The sequence below is a fragment of the Sphingomonas sp. Leaf230 genome, from assembly GCF_001421745.1.
GTDB lineage: Bacteria > Pseudomonadota > Alphaproteobacteria > Sphingomonadales > Sphingomonadaceae > Sphingomonas.
Genome location: NZ_LMKW01000011.1, coordinates 303,207 through 315,779, shown reverse-complemented (window position 1 = coordinate 315,779; position 12,573 = coordinate 303,207). Strand labels below are relative to the sequence as shown.

The window sequence follows — 12,573 nt, the reverse complement described above, 5'->3', positions numbered from 1 at the left end:
GCGAAGACGATCCCTGCTTCCAGTCTTGGGTCTAACCTGCGTTCCACGTCTCGATGAACGTCTTGGCGCGTGCGCCGACGTCCGCTGCGGTCATGCCTGGCGCAAACACGGCCGAGCCAAGCCCGAAGCCAGCGGCGCCAGCCTTCCGCCAATCCGCCATCAGTTCCGGAACGATCCCGCCGACCGGCAGCACGCGCGTGTCCTTGGGGAGGATCGCGCGCATCGCTTTGAGTACCGCGGGACTAGCGGCTTCGGCGGGAAACAGTTTCAGCGCGGAGGCGCCGGCGTCGAGCGCGGCGAACGCCTCGGTCGGAGTCGCAATGCCGGGGAGCGCGACATAGCCCTTGTCCGCCGCCGCCGCGATCACGCGCACGTTCGCGTTGGGCGCGATGATCAGGGTGCCGCCCGCAGCGCCGACCGCCTCGACGTCTTCGACGCGTAACACGGTGCCCGCACCGACGACCGCGCGTCCCTCGAACCGGCGCGCCAGTCGCGCGATGCTGTCGAGCGGATCGGGCGAGTTCATCGGCACTTCGAGGATCGTGAAGCCCGCCTCGACCAAGGCTTCGCCGATCGCCTCGACCTCGTCGGGCTTCACCCCGCGGAGGATCGCGATCAGCGGGCATTTCGCGAAGGCGTCGTCGAAGGCTTGGCGGTTGGTCATGCTGCAAGATCCTGGATGCGGGTGATGCCGGCGACGAACGCGGCCTGACTGTCTATATGGTGCGAGGCGCCGCCGAGCGCATCGATCGCGCTGGCATACAGCGCGCCGAGGGTTGCGTCGGCTAGGATGTGGACGGTCGCGCCGGGCTCGATTCGCGCGGCGGTATCGGCACCGATCAGCAGCCCGCTCGCGAACGAGGCGGCGTTCGTGTCGTCGGCGATCCCGAGTACGCCGCGCGCGCGGATCGCGAACAGGCTGGCGGCGAGATCGCGTTTCGCGCCCTCGGCGACACCTTCGAGGAACGCTTCACCCGGCTCGACCGGATGGCCGAGCTGGCGTGACAACACGCCATGCGCGCGGAGCAGGGCGAACAGCTCGCCGGTCATTGCTGTCGTGAACCGGGCGATCCTGCCGCCCTCGACGGTCGCCCATTTGCAGTGCGTGCCGGGTTGGCAGAGCAACGCGTCCGCCGGCACCAGCTCTATGGCGATCGCGCCCAGCAGTTGCACTTCTTCGCCGCGCATCACGTCGGCGTGCAACCCGTCGCGGTACGACATGCCGGGGACGATCGCGGTCCGGTCGTCGATCCGGTCGAGTGCGGCGGCAACGTCTGCAAGTCCTGCGGGGGCGGCGACATAGGGCACGCTACGCCAGCCGATGTTCGATCCGACCATCCCCGCGAGCAGCATCGGCAGATCGCCCAGCCGTTCGCGGATACCTGCAACCTCGGCGCCGTACTCGACGGCCGCTACGGCCGCGGCGCCGCGATCGTCGCGTTCGGTCGCAACGACGGTACCGTCCTCGATCCGGAACGCGCGCCGATTGGTGGTGCCCCAGTCGACTGCAATGAAAGGCTGCATAACTCTACCTCGACGTCGTCGCGAGCTTGACGATTACGCCCGCCTTTGCCCGCATAGTCGCCAATTGTACGATGATTGCCGCAAGCCTTCCACCGGATATCGTTGCGGCGCGTTGCAAGACGCGTGACACCAGGAGCGCGTTGCGCCAAAACCCGGCCGATGGCGACCGATACGACAGACACCGACGTTCTTCCGGCCACCGCGATCTTGGGCCGTAATCTGACGCATGGGATGCTCGACACGCTCGGGCGGGCGATCGTCACCGGGCGCTATGAAAACCGTCCGTTCCCGACCGAAGCGGAGATCGCCAAGACGCACGGCGTGAGCCGATCCGTGACGCGCGAGGCGGTCAAGATGCTGACTGCGAAGGGCCTGGTCAGCGCGCGGCCGCGGCAGGGGACCGTCGTGCAACCCGCAAGCTCGTGGAACCTGTTCGATACCGACGTGCTGCGCTGGACGCTGGAGCGTAAGTTCTCGGTCGAGTTGCTGCGGCACTTCAACCAGTTGCGCGTCGCGATCGAGCCGGAGGCCGCGGCCTTGGCGGCGCGGTTCGGCGACGCCGCGGATGAGGCGGCGATCCGCAACGGACTGGCGCAGATGGAAGCGGGCGAGGCGGGAACGACCGATCCGCTCGAGGCCGACATCGCGTTTCACATGGCGATCCTGCGGGCGTCGAAGAACCCGTTCTACGCGCAGTTCCAATCGGTGGTCTCGACCGCGCTGCGGACGTCGATCCGCTTCACCAACCGGATCAAGGGCCGTTCCGCCAATATCCCCGATCACGCCGCGGTGGCGGACGCGATCATCGCACGTGACCCGGCTGCGGCACGGATCGCGATGACGCGGATCATCGGCGACGTGCTGACGCTGATCGGCGACGACTAAGCACCGTTATACTGTAACTGAGAGGGTTTTAATGGCGACCGAGGCAAAGTCCGCAAAGCCGATCCGGCTGGCGATCATCGGCGTTGGCAAGATCGCACGCGACCAGCATCTGCGGGCGATCGCGAACGATCCGTGCTTCGAACTGGTCGCTGCGGTCAGTCGCAACGCGGTGGTCGACGGCGTCGATAATTACCACGACATCGCCGAACTTCTTGCGGCCGGACATGACCTCGACGCGGTGTCGATCTGCACGCCGCCGGTCGGACGATCCGCGATCGCGATGGCGGCGCTCGACGCCGGGCTGGACGTGATGATGGAGAAGCCGCCCGCTGCTACTCTCTCCGAAGTTGCACGGATCGAGGCGCATGCGGTTGCCGCGGGTCGTTCGCTGTTCGCAACCTGGCATTCGCGCGAGGCGGCGGGCGTGGCGCCGGCGCGCGCGTGGCTCGCCGATCGCACGGTCGAGCGCGTCACGATCGCATGGCGCGAGGATATCCGGCGCTGGCACCCCGGGCAGGACTGGATCCTGGAAGCGGGCGGGTTCGGCGTGTTCGATCCCGGCATCAACGCGCTGTCGATCGCGACCGAGATCCTCCCCGGCGACTGGGTGGTGCATCGTGCGGACCTGCAGGTGCCGGAAGGCCGGATGTCGCCGCTGGCTGCCAATATCGATCTCACCTGCGGCGACATCCCCGTCACGGCGGCGTTCGACTTCCTCCACGAAGGGCCGCAGCAATGGGACATCGTCGTTGAGACCGACGGCGGTACGCTCAAGCTGAGCATGGGCGGCGCGATCCTGGAGATCGACGGCGAGGTCACCGAGGCCACGGATGCCGAATATCCCGGGCTCTATGCCAAGTTCGCCGCACTCGTCGGCTCGCGCTCCCGCGACGTGGACGTAACACCGCTGCGGCTCGTGGCCGACGCGTTCCTGGTCGGACGGCGTACGATCGTTCCCGCCTTCGCATGGTGATCGAATACCCTGATCGAGGATAGTATCGCCGGAACGCACGCTGCCTGCATCACGTTCATCCTCGAAAGAAGGATGCGTATCGGTGCTTCAGGTCAGTCAAGACGTCGAGAATGCGGATATCGCGCCAGCGATAGCGGCGAAGCCTAGCGCGGCGGTGGCACCGCTGGCGGCGGTTATCGTCGAGCGCTTGTCCGGCGGGAACCTCGTCTACGTCGCGGCGGACGATCAGCGTGCGACGGAGATCGCTATGATCGCGGCGGCGCTCGCGCCCGATGCGCTGGTCGTCCATGTGCCGTCGAGCGACGCGCTGCCCGGCGACGACGCGCCGGCATCGCCTGCCAATGTCGGACGTCGCGTGGCGGCGTTGCGGCGATTGCGCGCGGGATCCGAGAGTAAGGCGGCACCCATCCTGGTGGTGACGACTGCCGAGGCGACGGCGGTACGCTATCCGCCGCCGCCGATGTTCGACGTGGCGCCACCGCGGCTACAGGTCGGCGATCCGATCGACATCGAGGCGTTTGCCGCGATCGCCGAGGAGGTCGGCTACCTGACCGACGATCGGATCGACGAACCCGGCGAGATCGCGGTACGCGGTGGCGTGATCGACGTTTTCCCCGCCGATCGCGAGACCCCGGTCCGGATCGAATTCGCCGATGGCCGCATCACTGGCCTGCGTGATTATGATCCGGTGTCTCAGCTCGGCTTGGGCGACGTCGACGTCGTCGAGATCGGCCGCGCGACCGAACCCGCGGTCGAGAAGGGCGTGTCGATCCTCGCGCACCTGCCGGATGCGGCGATCGCGTTCGACCGGGATGCGGAAAAGCGGCGCGATCGGTTCCTTGCCATCGCCGCAGACGGATTGCCCCGACGTCGTGCCTCCGCCGATCTGGTCCTCGAAAAGGTCTGGGCAACCGAGATCGCGAAACGTGAAACGGCCGCGTTCGACGTCGGCGACGAAATGCCCCCGCGGTTCATCGAACGCCGCGATCCGGCGCGTGCGTTCGCCCGGTTTGCCAAGGACGCGCTCGCGGATGGGCGTCTGCTGGTCGTGGGATCGCCGCGCGACCTGCGGTTCCTCCAGCCCAAGCTCGAGCGTGCGGCGAAAATCGCCTTTACGTCGATCGATCGCTGGACGGACGTCGTTTCGGCCAAGCCCGGCACCGCGATGCTGCTGGTTGCTCCGATCGATCGCGGCTTCGTCGCGAGCGGGACCTCGGTCGTTGCCGGCGCGGACCTGCTCGGGGGGCGGGCGCGTGGCGACGAGATCGCGGGCGGCAGCGCTGGCATGTTGCCGGGATTGACGAGCGAGCTGCGATGCGGCGACGTGATCGTCCACGAGGAGTTCGGGATCGGCGTCGTCCGTGGGCTCGAGATGCTGCCGGGGACCGACGGCGACGCGATCGTCCTGGAATATGCCAAGGAAGGCCGCCGCCTGGTGCCGGTGCGCGAGGCCGACCGGATCTGGCGGTACGGTGCGGAGATCGACGCGGTCACGCTCGATTCGCTCGATGGCGCGTCATGGCAGAAGCGGCGGGGCGCTATCGATGCCGCGATCGCCGAAAGCGCGCGAGACCTCGCCGCGATCGCCGCCGAGCGCGACGCACGCACTACCGACCCGATCGAGCCAGACCGGGCCCGCTACGAGAAATTCGCCGCGGGCTTCGCGTTCACCGAGACGCCTGATCAGGCAAAGGCGATCTCGACGACATTGGCGGACCTAGCGAGCGGCAAGCCGATGGATCGGCTGATCATCGGCGACGTCGGCTACGGCAAGACCGAGGTCGCGTTGCGAGCCGCGGCTGCCGTCGCACTGGCCGGGCGCCAGGTGGCGATCGCCGCGCCGACGACGGTGCTGGTCCGCCAGCATATCGAGACGTTCTCGAAGCGCTTCGAGGGGACCGGCGTGGCCGTCGCCGGTCTGTCGCGGCTGTCGAGCACTGCGGAGAAGGCACGGGTTCGGGCGGGGCTTGCGGACGGATCGATCGGCGTCGTGATCGGCACGGGGGCGATTGCCGGCAAGGGCGTCGCGTACAAGGATCTCGCGCTCGTGGTGATCGACGAAGAGCAAAGGTTCGGTGCGGCCGACAAGGCCAAGATGCATGCGCTGGGGGCGGGGCATGTCCTGACGCTGAGCGCGACGCCGATCCCGCGGACGCTGCAATCCGCGATGATCGGGTTGCAGGGCTTGTCGGTCATCGCCACCCCACCGGCACGTCGCCAGCCGATCCGCACGTCGGTCGCGCAGTTCGATGATGCGACGGTGCGCGCGGCGCTGCGTCGCGAGCGGGCGCGCGGCGGACAGAGCTTCGTCGTGGTGCCGCGGATCGACGACATGGCGCCGCTTGCCGCCAAGCTGGCCAAGCTCGTGCCTGAACTCGGGCTGGTGCAGGCGCACGGGAAAATGCCGGCGGGGGAGATCGACGAGGCGATGGTCGCGTTTGCGGCGGGCGACGGCGACGTACTGCTTGCGACCAACATCATTGAGGCCGGGCTCGACGTGCCGCGCGCGAACACGATGATCGTGCATCACGCGGACCGGTTCGGCTTGTCGCAGCTGCATCAGCTTCGCGGCCGCGTTGGTCGCAGTGGACGGCGGGGGCAGGTGATGCTGCTGACCGACGGCGAGGCGACGATCGCGGAGGCAACGCTGAAGCGGTTGCGGACACTGCAGGCGTTCGACCGCTTGGGCGCGGGCTTTGCGATCAGCGCGCGTGACCTCGATCTGCGGGGCGCGGGCGATCTGGTCGGCGAGGCACAGGCTGGTCACATGAAGCTGATCGGTATTGACCTCTACCAGCATCTGTTCGGTCGCGCGTTGCGGCTGGCGCGGATCGACCGCGAGGGCGGTGCGCCGATCGACGATTGGATTCCCGAGCTCCACCTCGAACTGGGCGGCAGCCTTCCCGAAGCGTGGATCCCCGAAATGGAAGTGCGGATGTCGCTCTACGGTCGCCTTGCGCGGCTGGAGGACGTCTCGGCGCTCGATCTGTTCGAGGCCGAGCTCGACGATCGGTTCGGCAAGGCGCCCGAGGAGGCGCTGCGACTGTTGCAGGTGGCGCGTATCCGGATGATGGCGCGTGAAGCAGGCGTCCGACAGATCGATGCCGGTCCCGCTGCGATCGCGTTCACGCCGCACGATCGGACTGCGGCGAAACCCCTCGACGACCTCGTCGAGAAGAACGGGCGCTGGATCGCCGCCGAGGGCATTGCCGACCCGATCGCGCGGGCAGGACGGATCGAGGAACTGCTGGACGCCCTGATCGGCTAGGCTCGTTCGGTCATTCGGCGGCAGCGGCGAGCGGGACAGGCAAGGCTTCGTCGGTGAGTGCCGCCAGGATCGCGCGGACCAGATCGACCACGCGCGCGAAGCCGGGGCCGGGCGCGTGGAGCTTGCGATCGAGATACAGCGTGCGGTCCAGCTCGAACTGGACCGCGTGAACGTTTGCGGCCGGGCACGCGTGACGTTCCAAGATGTGGCCGCCCGCATAGGGTGCGTTGATCGCGGTCGAGAACCCGCGCGCGACACACTCGGCTTCGATTCGCGCGACGAAGCGCGGCTCGGCGGAGTGGCCGAAGCGGTCGCCGATCACGATTCGCGATCCACCCGGCCCGAGCGGCGGCATCGAATGCACGTCGAGCAACACGGCTACGCCGAACCGGTCGTGCGCCGCCTTCAACGCCGACGCGAGCGCCGCATGGTAAGGGCGGTGATCGTTGGCGATCCGCGCGGTGACGTCGGCATCGGTAAACCGCCGCGCCCACAGATCGCCCGCCCCCGATGCACGACGCGGGACGAGCCCGAGCCCGCTGCGCAGCTTGGCGGATTGCTGGGCGAGCGGCATCGACGGCGCACCCTCGTCGAGCAGCGGATCGCGCTCGTCCTCGCGCCGGTTGAGATCGATCCAGGCGCGCGCGCGGGTCTGGACGATCGTCGTCTGATCGGTCCGTGCGGCACGCGCCACCGCATCAACGAGCCTGTCCTCGAGCGGCAGCAGCCCGGCAAGCGGCACGCGCAACGCCGTCTTGAGCGCAAGCGGATAGTCCCGGCCTGCGTGCGGGACGGACACCACCACCGGGCTCACGGGCGGCATTGCGCCCAGGCGCTCGAAGGAAGAAGACTGCATCGCACCACGCTAGGGCCAGCACCGGGTATGGGCAATCGACCTGGATATGCTAACCATTTTCAGGGTAGGGCGACCGCGGAATGTGCGTGTGAAAACGGGACTTTAGATCGATGTTACGAATTCTGCTGGCCGAGGACGATCAGGTCATGCGCGAGTATCTGACTCGAGCGCTCGAACGCTCGGGCTATGCCGTGACCGCGGTCGACCGCGGGACGGCGGCGATTCCGTTGCTCGAAACCGAGACGTTCGACCTGCTGCTGACCGATATCGTCATGCCCGAGATGGACGGCATTGAGTTGGCGCAGAAGGCCGGCGAGATGTGCGCGGACCTGCGCGTGATGTTCATCACCGGCTTTGCGGCGGTCACGTTGAAGGCCGGGCGGGCGATGCCGCAGGCGCGCGTCCTGTCCAAGCCGTTCCACCTGCGCGACCTGGTCGCCGAGGTCGATCGCCTGTTCGAGATGGATAATGTGACAGGCATGCATTGAGGGCTTGCACGCCGCGAAGAGCGCGGCTAGTGGAGCCCTCCGGCGGGCGTGTAGCTCAGTGGTAGAGCACTGTGTTGACATCGCAGGGGTCGCAAGTTCAATCCTTGCCACGCCCACCATTGAAAACCCCGCTAAGCCAACGGCTTAGCGGGGTTTTTAGTTTATAAAGCTTGCTCTTGCGCGTGCCGGTTTTGCGTGGTGTTTGCGTGCTATACCAGGCGGAGCATCTGTAACCACCGACTGCCCTACGGCCCGTAGCTTTTCGCTGGGACATCTGGACGATGACCCGGGATAGTAGAATGACCTGTAATCAGCCCGGCCGCCGACGCCCATCGATGCTCAGTTGCGTGCGACGTGCGTGGAGCGGGACTGCCACCTTGCGCGCTAGTTCAGCAGTGATGTCCTCGATCGCCCGACGCGTGTCGGCGAGATAGTGCGGGCTGAAGATCACGTAACGTCGCGTCGATGGCGGTAGCATCGCATGTCCCAACGCCAGCGGAATCTCCGTCGGCGAGACGCCGCGTTGCGCGACTAGCGTCGCCATGCTGTGCCGCATCAGCTTCGGTCCGTATCCGAGCGGGATGCCGAACCGCCTCGCCATGACGCTCCATGCCTTCTTAACGTCGGCCACCGGGCGCTGGACGAGCCAGCGGTCATCTCCCTCTTCGACGATGCTCTCATGGCAGACGAGCCGGTCATCCGTTGCCGCCAGCCAGTCGACGAGCAAGCCGGTGACCGGAAGCGCCGGACGATATTTGCGCGTCTGAATGCGTCCGGCCGGATTGAGATCGATCACGCCAGCGTTACGGTGCCATTGCTGCCGGGTCGGCAGGACCGAAATATCGTAGAGCGCATCCGGCCGCGCAAGCGTGCAAATCGCACCTATCAGATAGCGGCGTAATGGCATCAGCCGCGTCGCGTGCGCCGGACTGAGCGTCGGGTCGCCCTCCGCGGCATAGTCGAGCATTTCGGCAATTTGATCGAGCGACAGGCGGTAGCTGCGCTCCGGCGTCACCGCTGCCCGCGTTAGGTGCTTGAGCGTCGGCACCTCCTCCATTCGCTTCGCATTGAACCGCAGTGCCGCCTTGAGCTGAATGATGCTCTCCTCGACGGTCGACTTCGATCGCGTGCGCGTCGACACGGTCCATTCCCTCGTCTCGGGATCGCGCCGACGCTGGGTGATAGGGTCCACTTCGGTTCCCCAGGTCCGGAAACGCTTGAGCCACTCGTCATCCAGCACCGAAGGCAGGACCGGCTCCTGGAGCAGGCCCTGCGCAAGTTCATAATCGATGAACCGGTTGAGGAGTTTCAGCCGCGCGCGGATCGCGTCTGCGCTGCTCTGTGTCGATCCGTGCAGCGTCCAGTAATCGGTCATCGCCTGGTGGACGGTGTAGATGGCGCGTTCATCGTCACGAGGTTTGTGGATCGCCAAATAATGGCGGTCCAGCGCCTCTATCGCTAGCCGAAGATCAGCCGTGCGCGTGCTGCGTCGCTGCATCCGCCCGGAGACCGGGTCATACCAGCAGATGTAGAGGTTGGGACTGACGGGTTTGCCGTCCTTGCCGAGGAGCCGGTCGAGTTGGAACTCGCCGCGACGATAGAGATCATCCGATGACGGCACTGCGCTTTTTCCTTCAGAACTTCGCTTCGTGCCTTTCCCAGCAAATTCACCGCCCCCACCAACGTGAGCAGGTCGAGTTCGTCCGGCTTCAGGTTGATGCCCTTCTCCGTCTGGATCGCGCGGGCGATCTTGCGGTCCAGGCGTAGGATCGCGTCGGCGATCGCTGTGTTTTCGATATCGGGGGTGAGGACCGGATGGTGGTCCTGCAGCATCGTGGGATCGTCACGGGCGTCCGCGTCGATGCTACTCATGAGTTTTTTCCTTTTTTACGTGGGCGATGACCACGCAGAAGGCTTTTTCCCCTAATCTAAACTACCGTCCGCAGCTCTGAGGCAGCACGCGGTATCGTTCGAGAGGTATCAGGTCGTGGACGGGTGCCAGCCGTCTTGAACCTGGCGGTTGCTTACCTCGCGGTATTGAGTTCGTCAGCCCATACAGCCTCGGCGATTGCGGCAGCGTCCGCGGCGATCGCATACGCCCGTTTGTGCCGAACGAGCAGATTCAGTTCGAAAAGCCGCTTCAAATGCCAGTTAGCTGCACCTTCGCGAGGACTGCCGTTGTCGGTGCCAGCGAATTTAACGCTGGCGAGATGCGGGATGGTTCCAGCGCACGTCTTCAGTTTACGAGATATTTTATCAGCGCTTACCGCTGCGCCGACTTCGCCGCCCGTCAATTCGCAGATAAGGTGCCAGACGGCTCGGGTTCCCTCCGCCAGCGTGACGACAGGTGCCGTGGCATCTTCGTCTGCATCGTCAGAGGCAGCCTCGACGTCGACTGGTGACAAATCGTCAGTGACATACTCCAACAGCCCGCCGGGGCGGCGCACGAGGAAGTGCTTGCCGCGGTAGGAATCGTGCAGGTTCGATTTGGCGAGACGTAGCACGATGACGTCGTCGGCGTTGGCCGCAAAGCCGGCGTCAATGACTGGTTTGGCCTCAAAGGGCGTAGGCTTCCGGTTTCTGCCGGGTTGGCCACCCCGGGCACGTGGTCCGAGAGCCAAGCGCACCTCGACCGTCGTGCGCGGCGCCGTTGTCCAAAGCGCGACACCTCGTAGACGTGCGGCGGCATCTGCGTCCGGGTTGGTATGATCGATTTTCTGCACTTTCGGTGTGTGCCCGATGATAATCCAGAAGATCCCAAGCGCCTGGCACAAGCGGTTCACGTAGAAGAAGAAGTTCGTAACCGCGTCCGCGGCGTTCGCGTCGAAGCCTGCCATCGACGTTGCGGAGTCCATGATGACGCCAACGATACGGTCCTCTGGCCGCCTCGCCGCGTCGTTCCACTGTGTGATGAAGACGCGAATAGCCTTCATCGTCTCGGATGGTCCCCAGGCGCCAGCCGCAGCAAACAGACTTGGGTTGGGGCGGTCGAACTCTTTTTCGGTCATGCTGACGAAGGGCATAACGTGGATGCGGGAGCAGACCTCACGCGCGATTTGATCTGAGAAGCCGTGCATCTCCGTCAGCACGCTGCGAAGGCGCATGAACAATTGCTCTCGCGTGTCTTCAGCAGAAAGGATTAAGACGTGGCCCGTCCCACGGATGGCATGCCCCAGCCATTCCGGAACGTCCGATCGGCTGGCCGCGATTGCCGTTGCCATCCAGATCAGCACCTGGGTCTTGCCGGTGGATCCGGCTCCGAACCAGACCGACGCCCCCGTGCGCGGAAGAATGCCCTCGATGAGATAGTCGTTTGTCGTTTCGTGCTGGTCCATCGCGGCGGTGGCTTGCCAATGGCCCTCGACCGACTGTGAAATCCATGGCAGCAACTCATCCAGTTCCTGACGCTCTTCCTCGTTCATTCCCGATCCTCTGCTGTCCCGGAGACATTTAGAGAATGAGCGTTACCTACTGGTAACGAAGAGGCCGACTAGGAGCCGCTCGACGGCTTGGCGGAACGTGAGCAGCGTATTCAGCAATTCAGCGCAGCAGGGTTATATATATAAAGGGGTAGGCTTGATGCCTCCCTTTATACCTGCCGCTGAATAGCTGAATGCGTGCGTTCCGCAAATCGCCCGGTCTGCTCCGAACCGCGCATGCTCGAGCCTGCGCGACGCTACGTCACGCGCTCGCATATCACCGGTCCGTGGGCCACAAAATGACGAAGCGATACCGTCCGCTTGATACGAGGCAGAAGTGCCGTGAACCCCGGTCCGTTCCTACCGTTACCGGACTAGCACCGTCGTTTGCGGATGTCGTCTCAATGGGCAGGTCTTCCATCCCGTCACACAGATCGCGCCAGATCGCTTCTGCCCTTTCATCGGTCAGCCATGACGTGTCCATTTCATCCTCCTCAAACCATTCCGCTCGTTCCTTCCCCGTCTGAATCCTAGGCGCAAAAGTTCCGGCTTTCGCGCCGGTCTGCCGACAGCCGATTAGGTAGGTCCAAAAGGTAGGGAGGCGGTAATTGAGCGGGGTTCGGAAGTGCTGGGGTAACTTTAACCCCAGGATGAAATAGAATGAGTGAGATTGCTTATTACCGTGTGTCGACCGGCGGCCAGACGATCGATGCTCAGCGCAGCTCGCTGAGCAGTCTGTCGCAGCGACCCTTCGACAGGGAGTTCGTCGACCAAGGCATCAGCGGCACGACCCTTGCGCACAAGCGGCCCGGCTTTGCCGCGCTGCTCGGATATGTGCGCAGCGGCGACGTGCTCCATGTATTCGCCATCGACCGACTAGGCCGCGACGCACTGGACATCCAATCCACAGTGCGTCTGCTGATGGAGAAGGGGGTCGTTCTTGAGGTCCGTGGCCTTGGTCGGATCGCACCCGGCGTCGGCACACTGATCGTTGCAGTGCTGGCGCAGATCGCGGAAATGGAACGTGCCGCGATCGCCGAACGCACCGGCGCCGGCTTGGCGATGGCTAAAGAATCGCTTGCCGCGACCGGTCGGACGCATCGTGGCAAGATCAGCTTGGGGCGCCCGCCGAAGCTCGACGCCGCCCAGGTTCATGCCTG

Annotated in this window: 10 protein-coding genes, 1 tRNA gene and 1 pseudogene; 6 read left to right on the top strand and 6 right to left on the bottom strand. The window is 65.3% G+C overall.

All coding sequences use genetic code 11. The annotated features are described in order from the left end of the window. Nucleotides 1-31 precede the first annotated feature (31 nt). Together ASE82_RS15640 and ASE82_RS15635 are read right to left on the bottom strand one after the other, a co-directional pair. Nucleotides 32-664: a 2-dehydro-3-deoxy-6-phosphogalactonate aldolase gene (locus ASE82_RS15640; RefSeq protein ID WP_056065266.1), complete on the bottom strand. Its 633-nt coding sequence runs from the start codon at nucleotides 662-664 to the stop codon at nucleotides 32-34. Further along, nucleotides 661-1,524 (bottom strand): 2-dehydro-3-deoxygalactonokinase, encoded by an 864-nt coding sequence (locus tag ASE82_RS15635; protein ID WP_056065264.1) that lies wholly within the window; start codon nucleotides 1,522-1,524, stop codon nucleotides 661-663. Before ASE82_RS15635 ends, ASE82_RS15640 begins: the two co-directional genes overlap by 4 nt. 159 nt (nucleotides 1,525-1,683) lie before the next feature. Here ASE82_RS15635 and ASE82_RS15630 point away from each other — a divergent pair, with 159 nt between their 5' ends. From ASE82_RS15630 to ASE82_RS15620, 3 genes are all read left to right on the top strand, one after another. Continuing rightward, nucleotides 1,684-2,409 (top strand): FadR/GntR family transcriptional regulator, encoded by a 726-nt coding sequence (locus ASE82_RS15630; RefSeq protein WP_056065262.1) that lies wholly within the window; start codon nucleotides 1,684-1,686, stop codon nucleotides 2,407-2,409. Between the two features lie 31 nt (nucleotides 2,410-2,440). Next, nucleotides 2,441-3,382, top strand: coding sequence for a Gfo/Idh/MocA family protein (locus ASE82_RS15625; RefSeq protein ID WP_056065261.1), 942 nt, complete (start codon nucleotides 2,441-2,443; stop codon nucleotides 3,380-3,382). Between the two features lie 82 nt (nucleotides 3,383-3,464). After that, nucleotides 3,465-6,650 carry a TRCF domain-containing protein gene (locus tag ASE82_RS15620; RefSeq protein ID WP_082441558.1) on the top strand — a complete coding sequence of 1,062 codons (3,186 nt, stop codon included), beginning with the start codon at nucleotides 3,465-3,467 and terminating at the stop codon, nucleotides 6,648-6,650. 10 nt (nucleotides 6,651-6,660) lie between these two features. Here the strand turns inward: ASE82_RS15620 and ASE82_RS15615 are convergent, their stop codons facing one another. Then, entirely contained in the window at nucleotides 6,661-7,506 is an 846-nt protein-coding gene (locus ASE82_RS15615) for an N-formylglutamate amidohydrolase (protein WP_056065259.1), read from the bottom strand. Nucleotides 7,507-7,616: 110 nt separating this feature from the next. Between ASE82_RS15615 and cpdR the strand changes: the two genes are divergently transcribed. Both cpdR and ASE82_RS15605 read left to right on the top strand, forming a co-directional pair. Continuing rightward, nucleotides 7,617-7,994, top strand: a complete 378-nt coding sequence (gene cpdR / locus ASE82_RS15610) for a cell cycle two-component system response regulator CpdR (protein WP_056065257.1) — start codon at nucleotides 7,617-7,619, stop codon at nucleotides 7,992-7,994. A gap of 44 nt (nucleotides 7,995-8,038) precedes the next feature. After that, nucleotides 8,039-8,113 (top strand) — tRNA-Val (locus ASE82_RS15605). 191 nt (nucleotides 8,114-8,304) lie between these two features. On the opposite strand, the gene ASE82_RS15600 is transcribed toward ASE82_RS15605, so the two are convergent. The 3 genes from ASE82_RS15600 to ASE82_RS15590 all read right to left on the bottom strand — a co-directional run bounded on the left by ASE82_RS15600 (nucleotide 8,305) and on the right by ASE82_RS15590 (nucleotide 11,416). After that, entirely contained in the window at nucleotides 8,305-9,492 is a 1,188-nt protein-coding gene (locus ASE82_RS15600) for a hypothetical protein (protein WP_235524748.1), read from the bottom strand. Beyond that, the gene (locus ASE82_RS20160) at nucleotides 9,453-9,866 is read right to left on the bottom strand and encodes a hypothetical protein (protein WP_235524747.1); all 414 of its coding nucleotides are present in this window, start codon (nucleotides 9,864-9,866) and stop codon (nucleotides 9,453-9,455) included. The genes ASE82_RS15600 and ASE82_RS20160 overlap by 40 nt, the downstream gene beginning before the upstream one ends. Before the next feature lie 152 nt (nucleotides 9,867-10,018). After that, the gene (locus tag ASE82_RS15590) at nucleotides 10,019-11,416 is read right to left on the bottom strand and encodes an AAA family ATPase (RefSeq protein WP_056065251.1); all 1,398 of its coding nucleotides are present in this window, start codon (nucleotides 11,414-11,416) and stop codon (nucleotides 10,019-10,021) included. 657 nt (nucleotides 11,417-12,073) lie between these two features. On the opposite strand from ASE82_RS15590, the pseudogene ASE82_RS20155 reads away from it, so the two are divergent. Then, nucleotides 12,074-12,427 (top strand): annotated as a pseudogene (locus ASE82_RS20155) (recombinase family protein); the annotation flags it as partial. Nucleotides 12,428-12,573 lie beyond the last annotated feature (146 nt).

What these genes read in the sequence shown, in the direction of transcription:
- ASE82_RS15600 (WP_235524748.1), bottom strand. Translation starts at nt 9,492, where the DNA reads ATGCAGCGACGCAGCACGCGCACGGCTGATCTTCGGCTAGCGATAGAG.
- ASE82_RS15640 (WP_056065266.1), bottom strand. Translation starts at nt 664, where the DNA reads ATGACCAACCGCCAAGCCTTCGACGACGCCTTCGCGAAATGCCCGCTG.
- cpdR (WP_056065257.1), top strand. Translation starts at nt 7,617, where the DNA reads ATGTTACGAATTCTGCTGGCCGAGGACGATCAGGTCATGCGCGAGTAT.
- ASE82_RS20160 (WP_235524747.1), bottom strand. Translation starts at nt 9,866, where the DNA reads ATGAGTAGCATCGACGCGGACGCCCGTGACGATCCCACGATGCTGCAG.
- ASE82_RS15625 (WP_056065261.1), top strand. Translation starts at nt 2,441, where the DNA reads ATGGCGACCGAGGCAAAGTCCGCAAAGCCGATCCGGCTGGCGATCATC.
- ASE82_RS15590 (WP_056065251.1), bottom strand. Translation starts at nt 11,416, where the DNA reads ATGAACGAGGAAGAGCGTCAGGAACTGGATGAGTTGCTGCCATGGATT.
- ASE82_RS15630 (WP_056065262.1), top strand. Translation starts at nt 1,684, where the DNA reads ATGGCGACCGATACGACAGACACCGACGTTCTTCCGGCCACCGCGATC.
- ASE82_RS15615 (WP_056065259.1), bottom strand. Translation starts at nt 7,506, where the DNA reads ATGCAGTCTTCTTCCTTCGAGCGCCTGGGCGCAATGCCGCCCGTGAGC.
- ASE82_RS15635 (WP_056065264.1), bottom strand. Translation starts at nt 1,524, where the DNA reads ATGCAGCCTTTCATTGCAGTCGACTGGGGCACCACCAATCGGCGCGCG.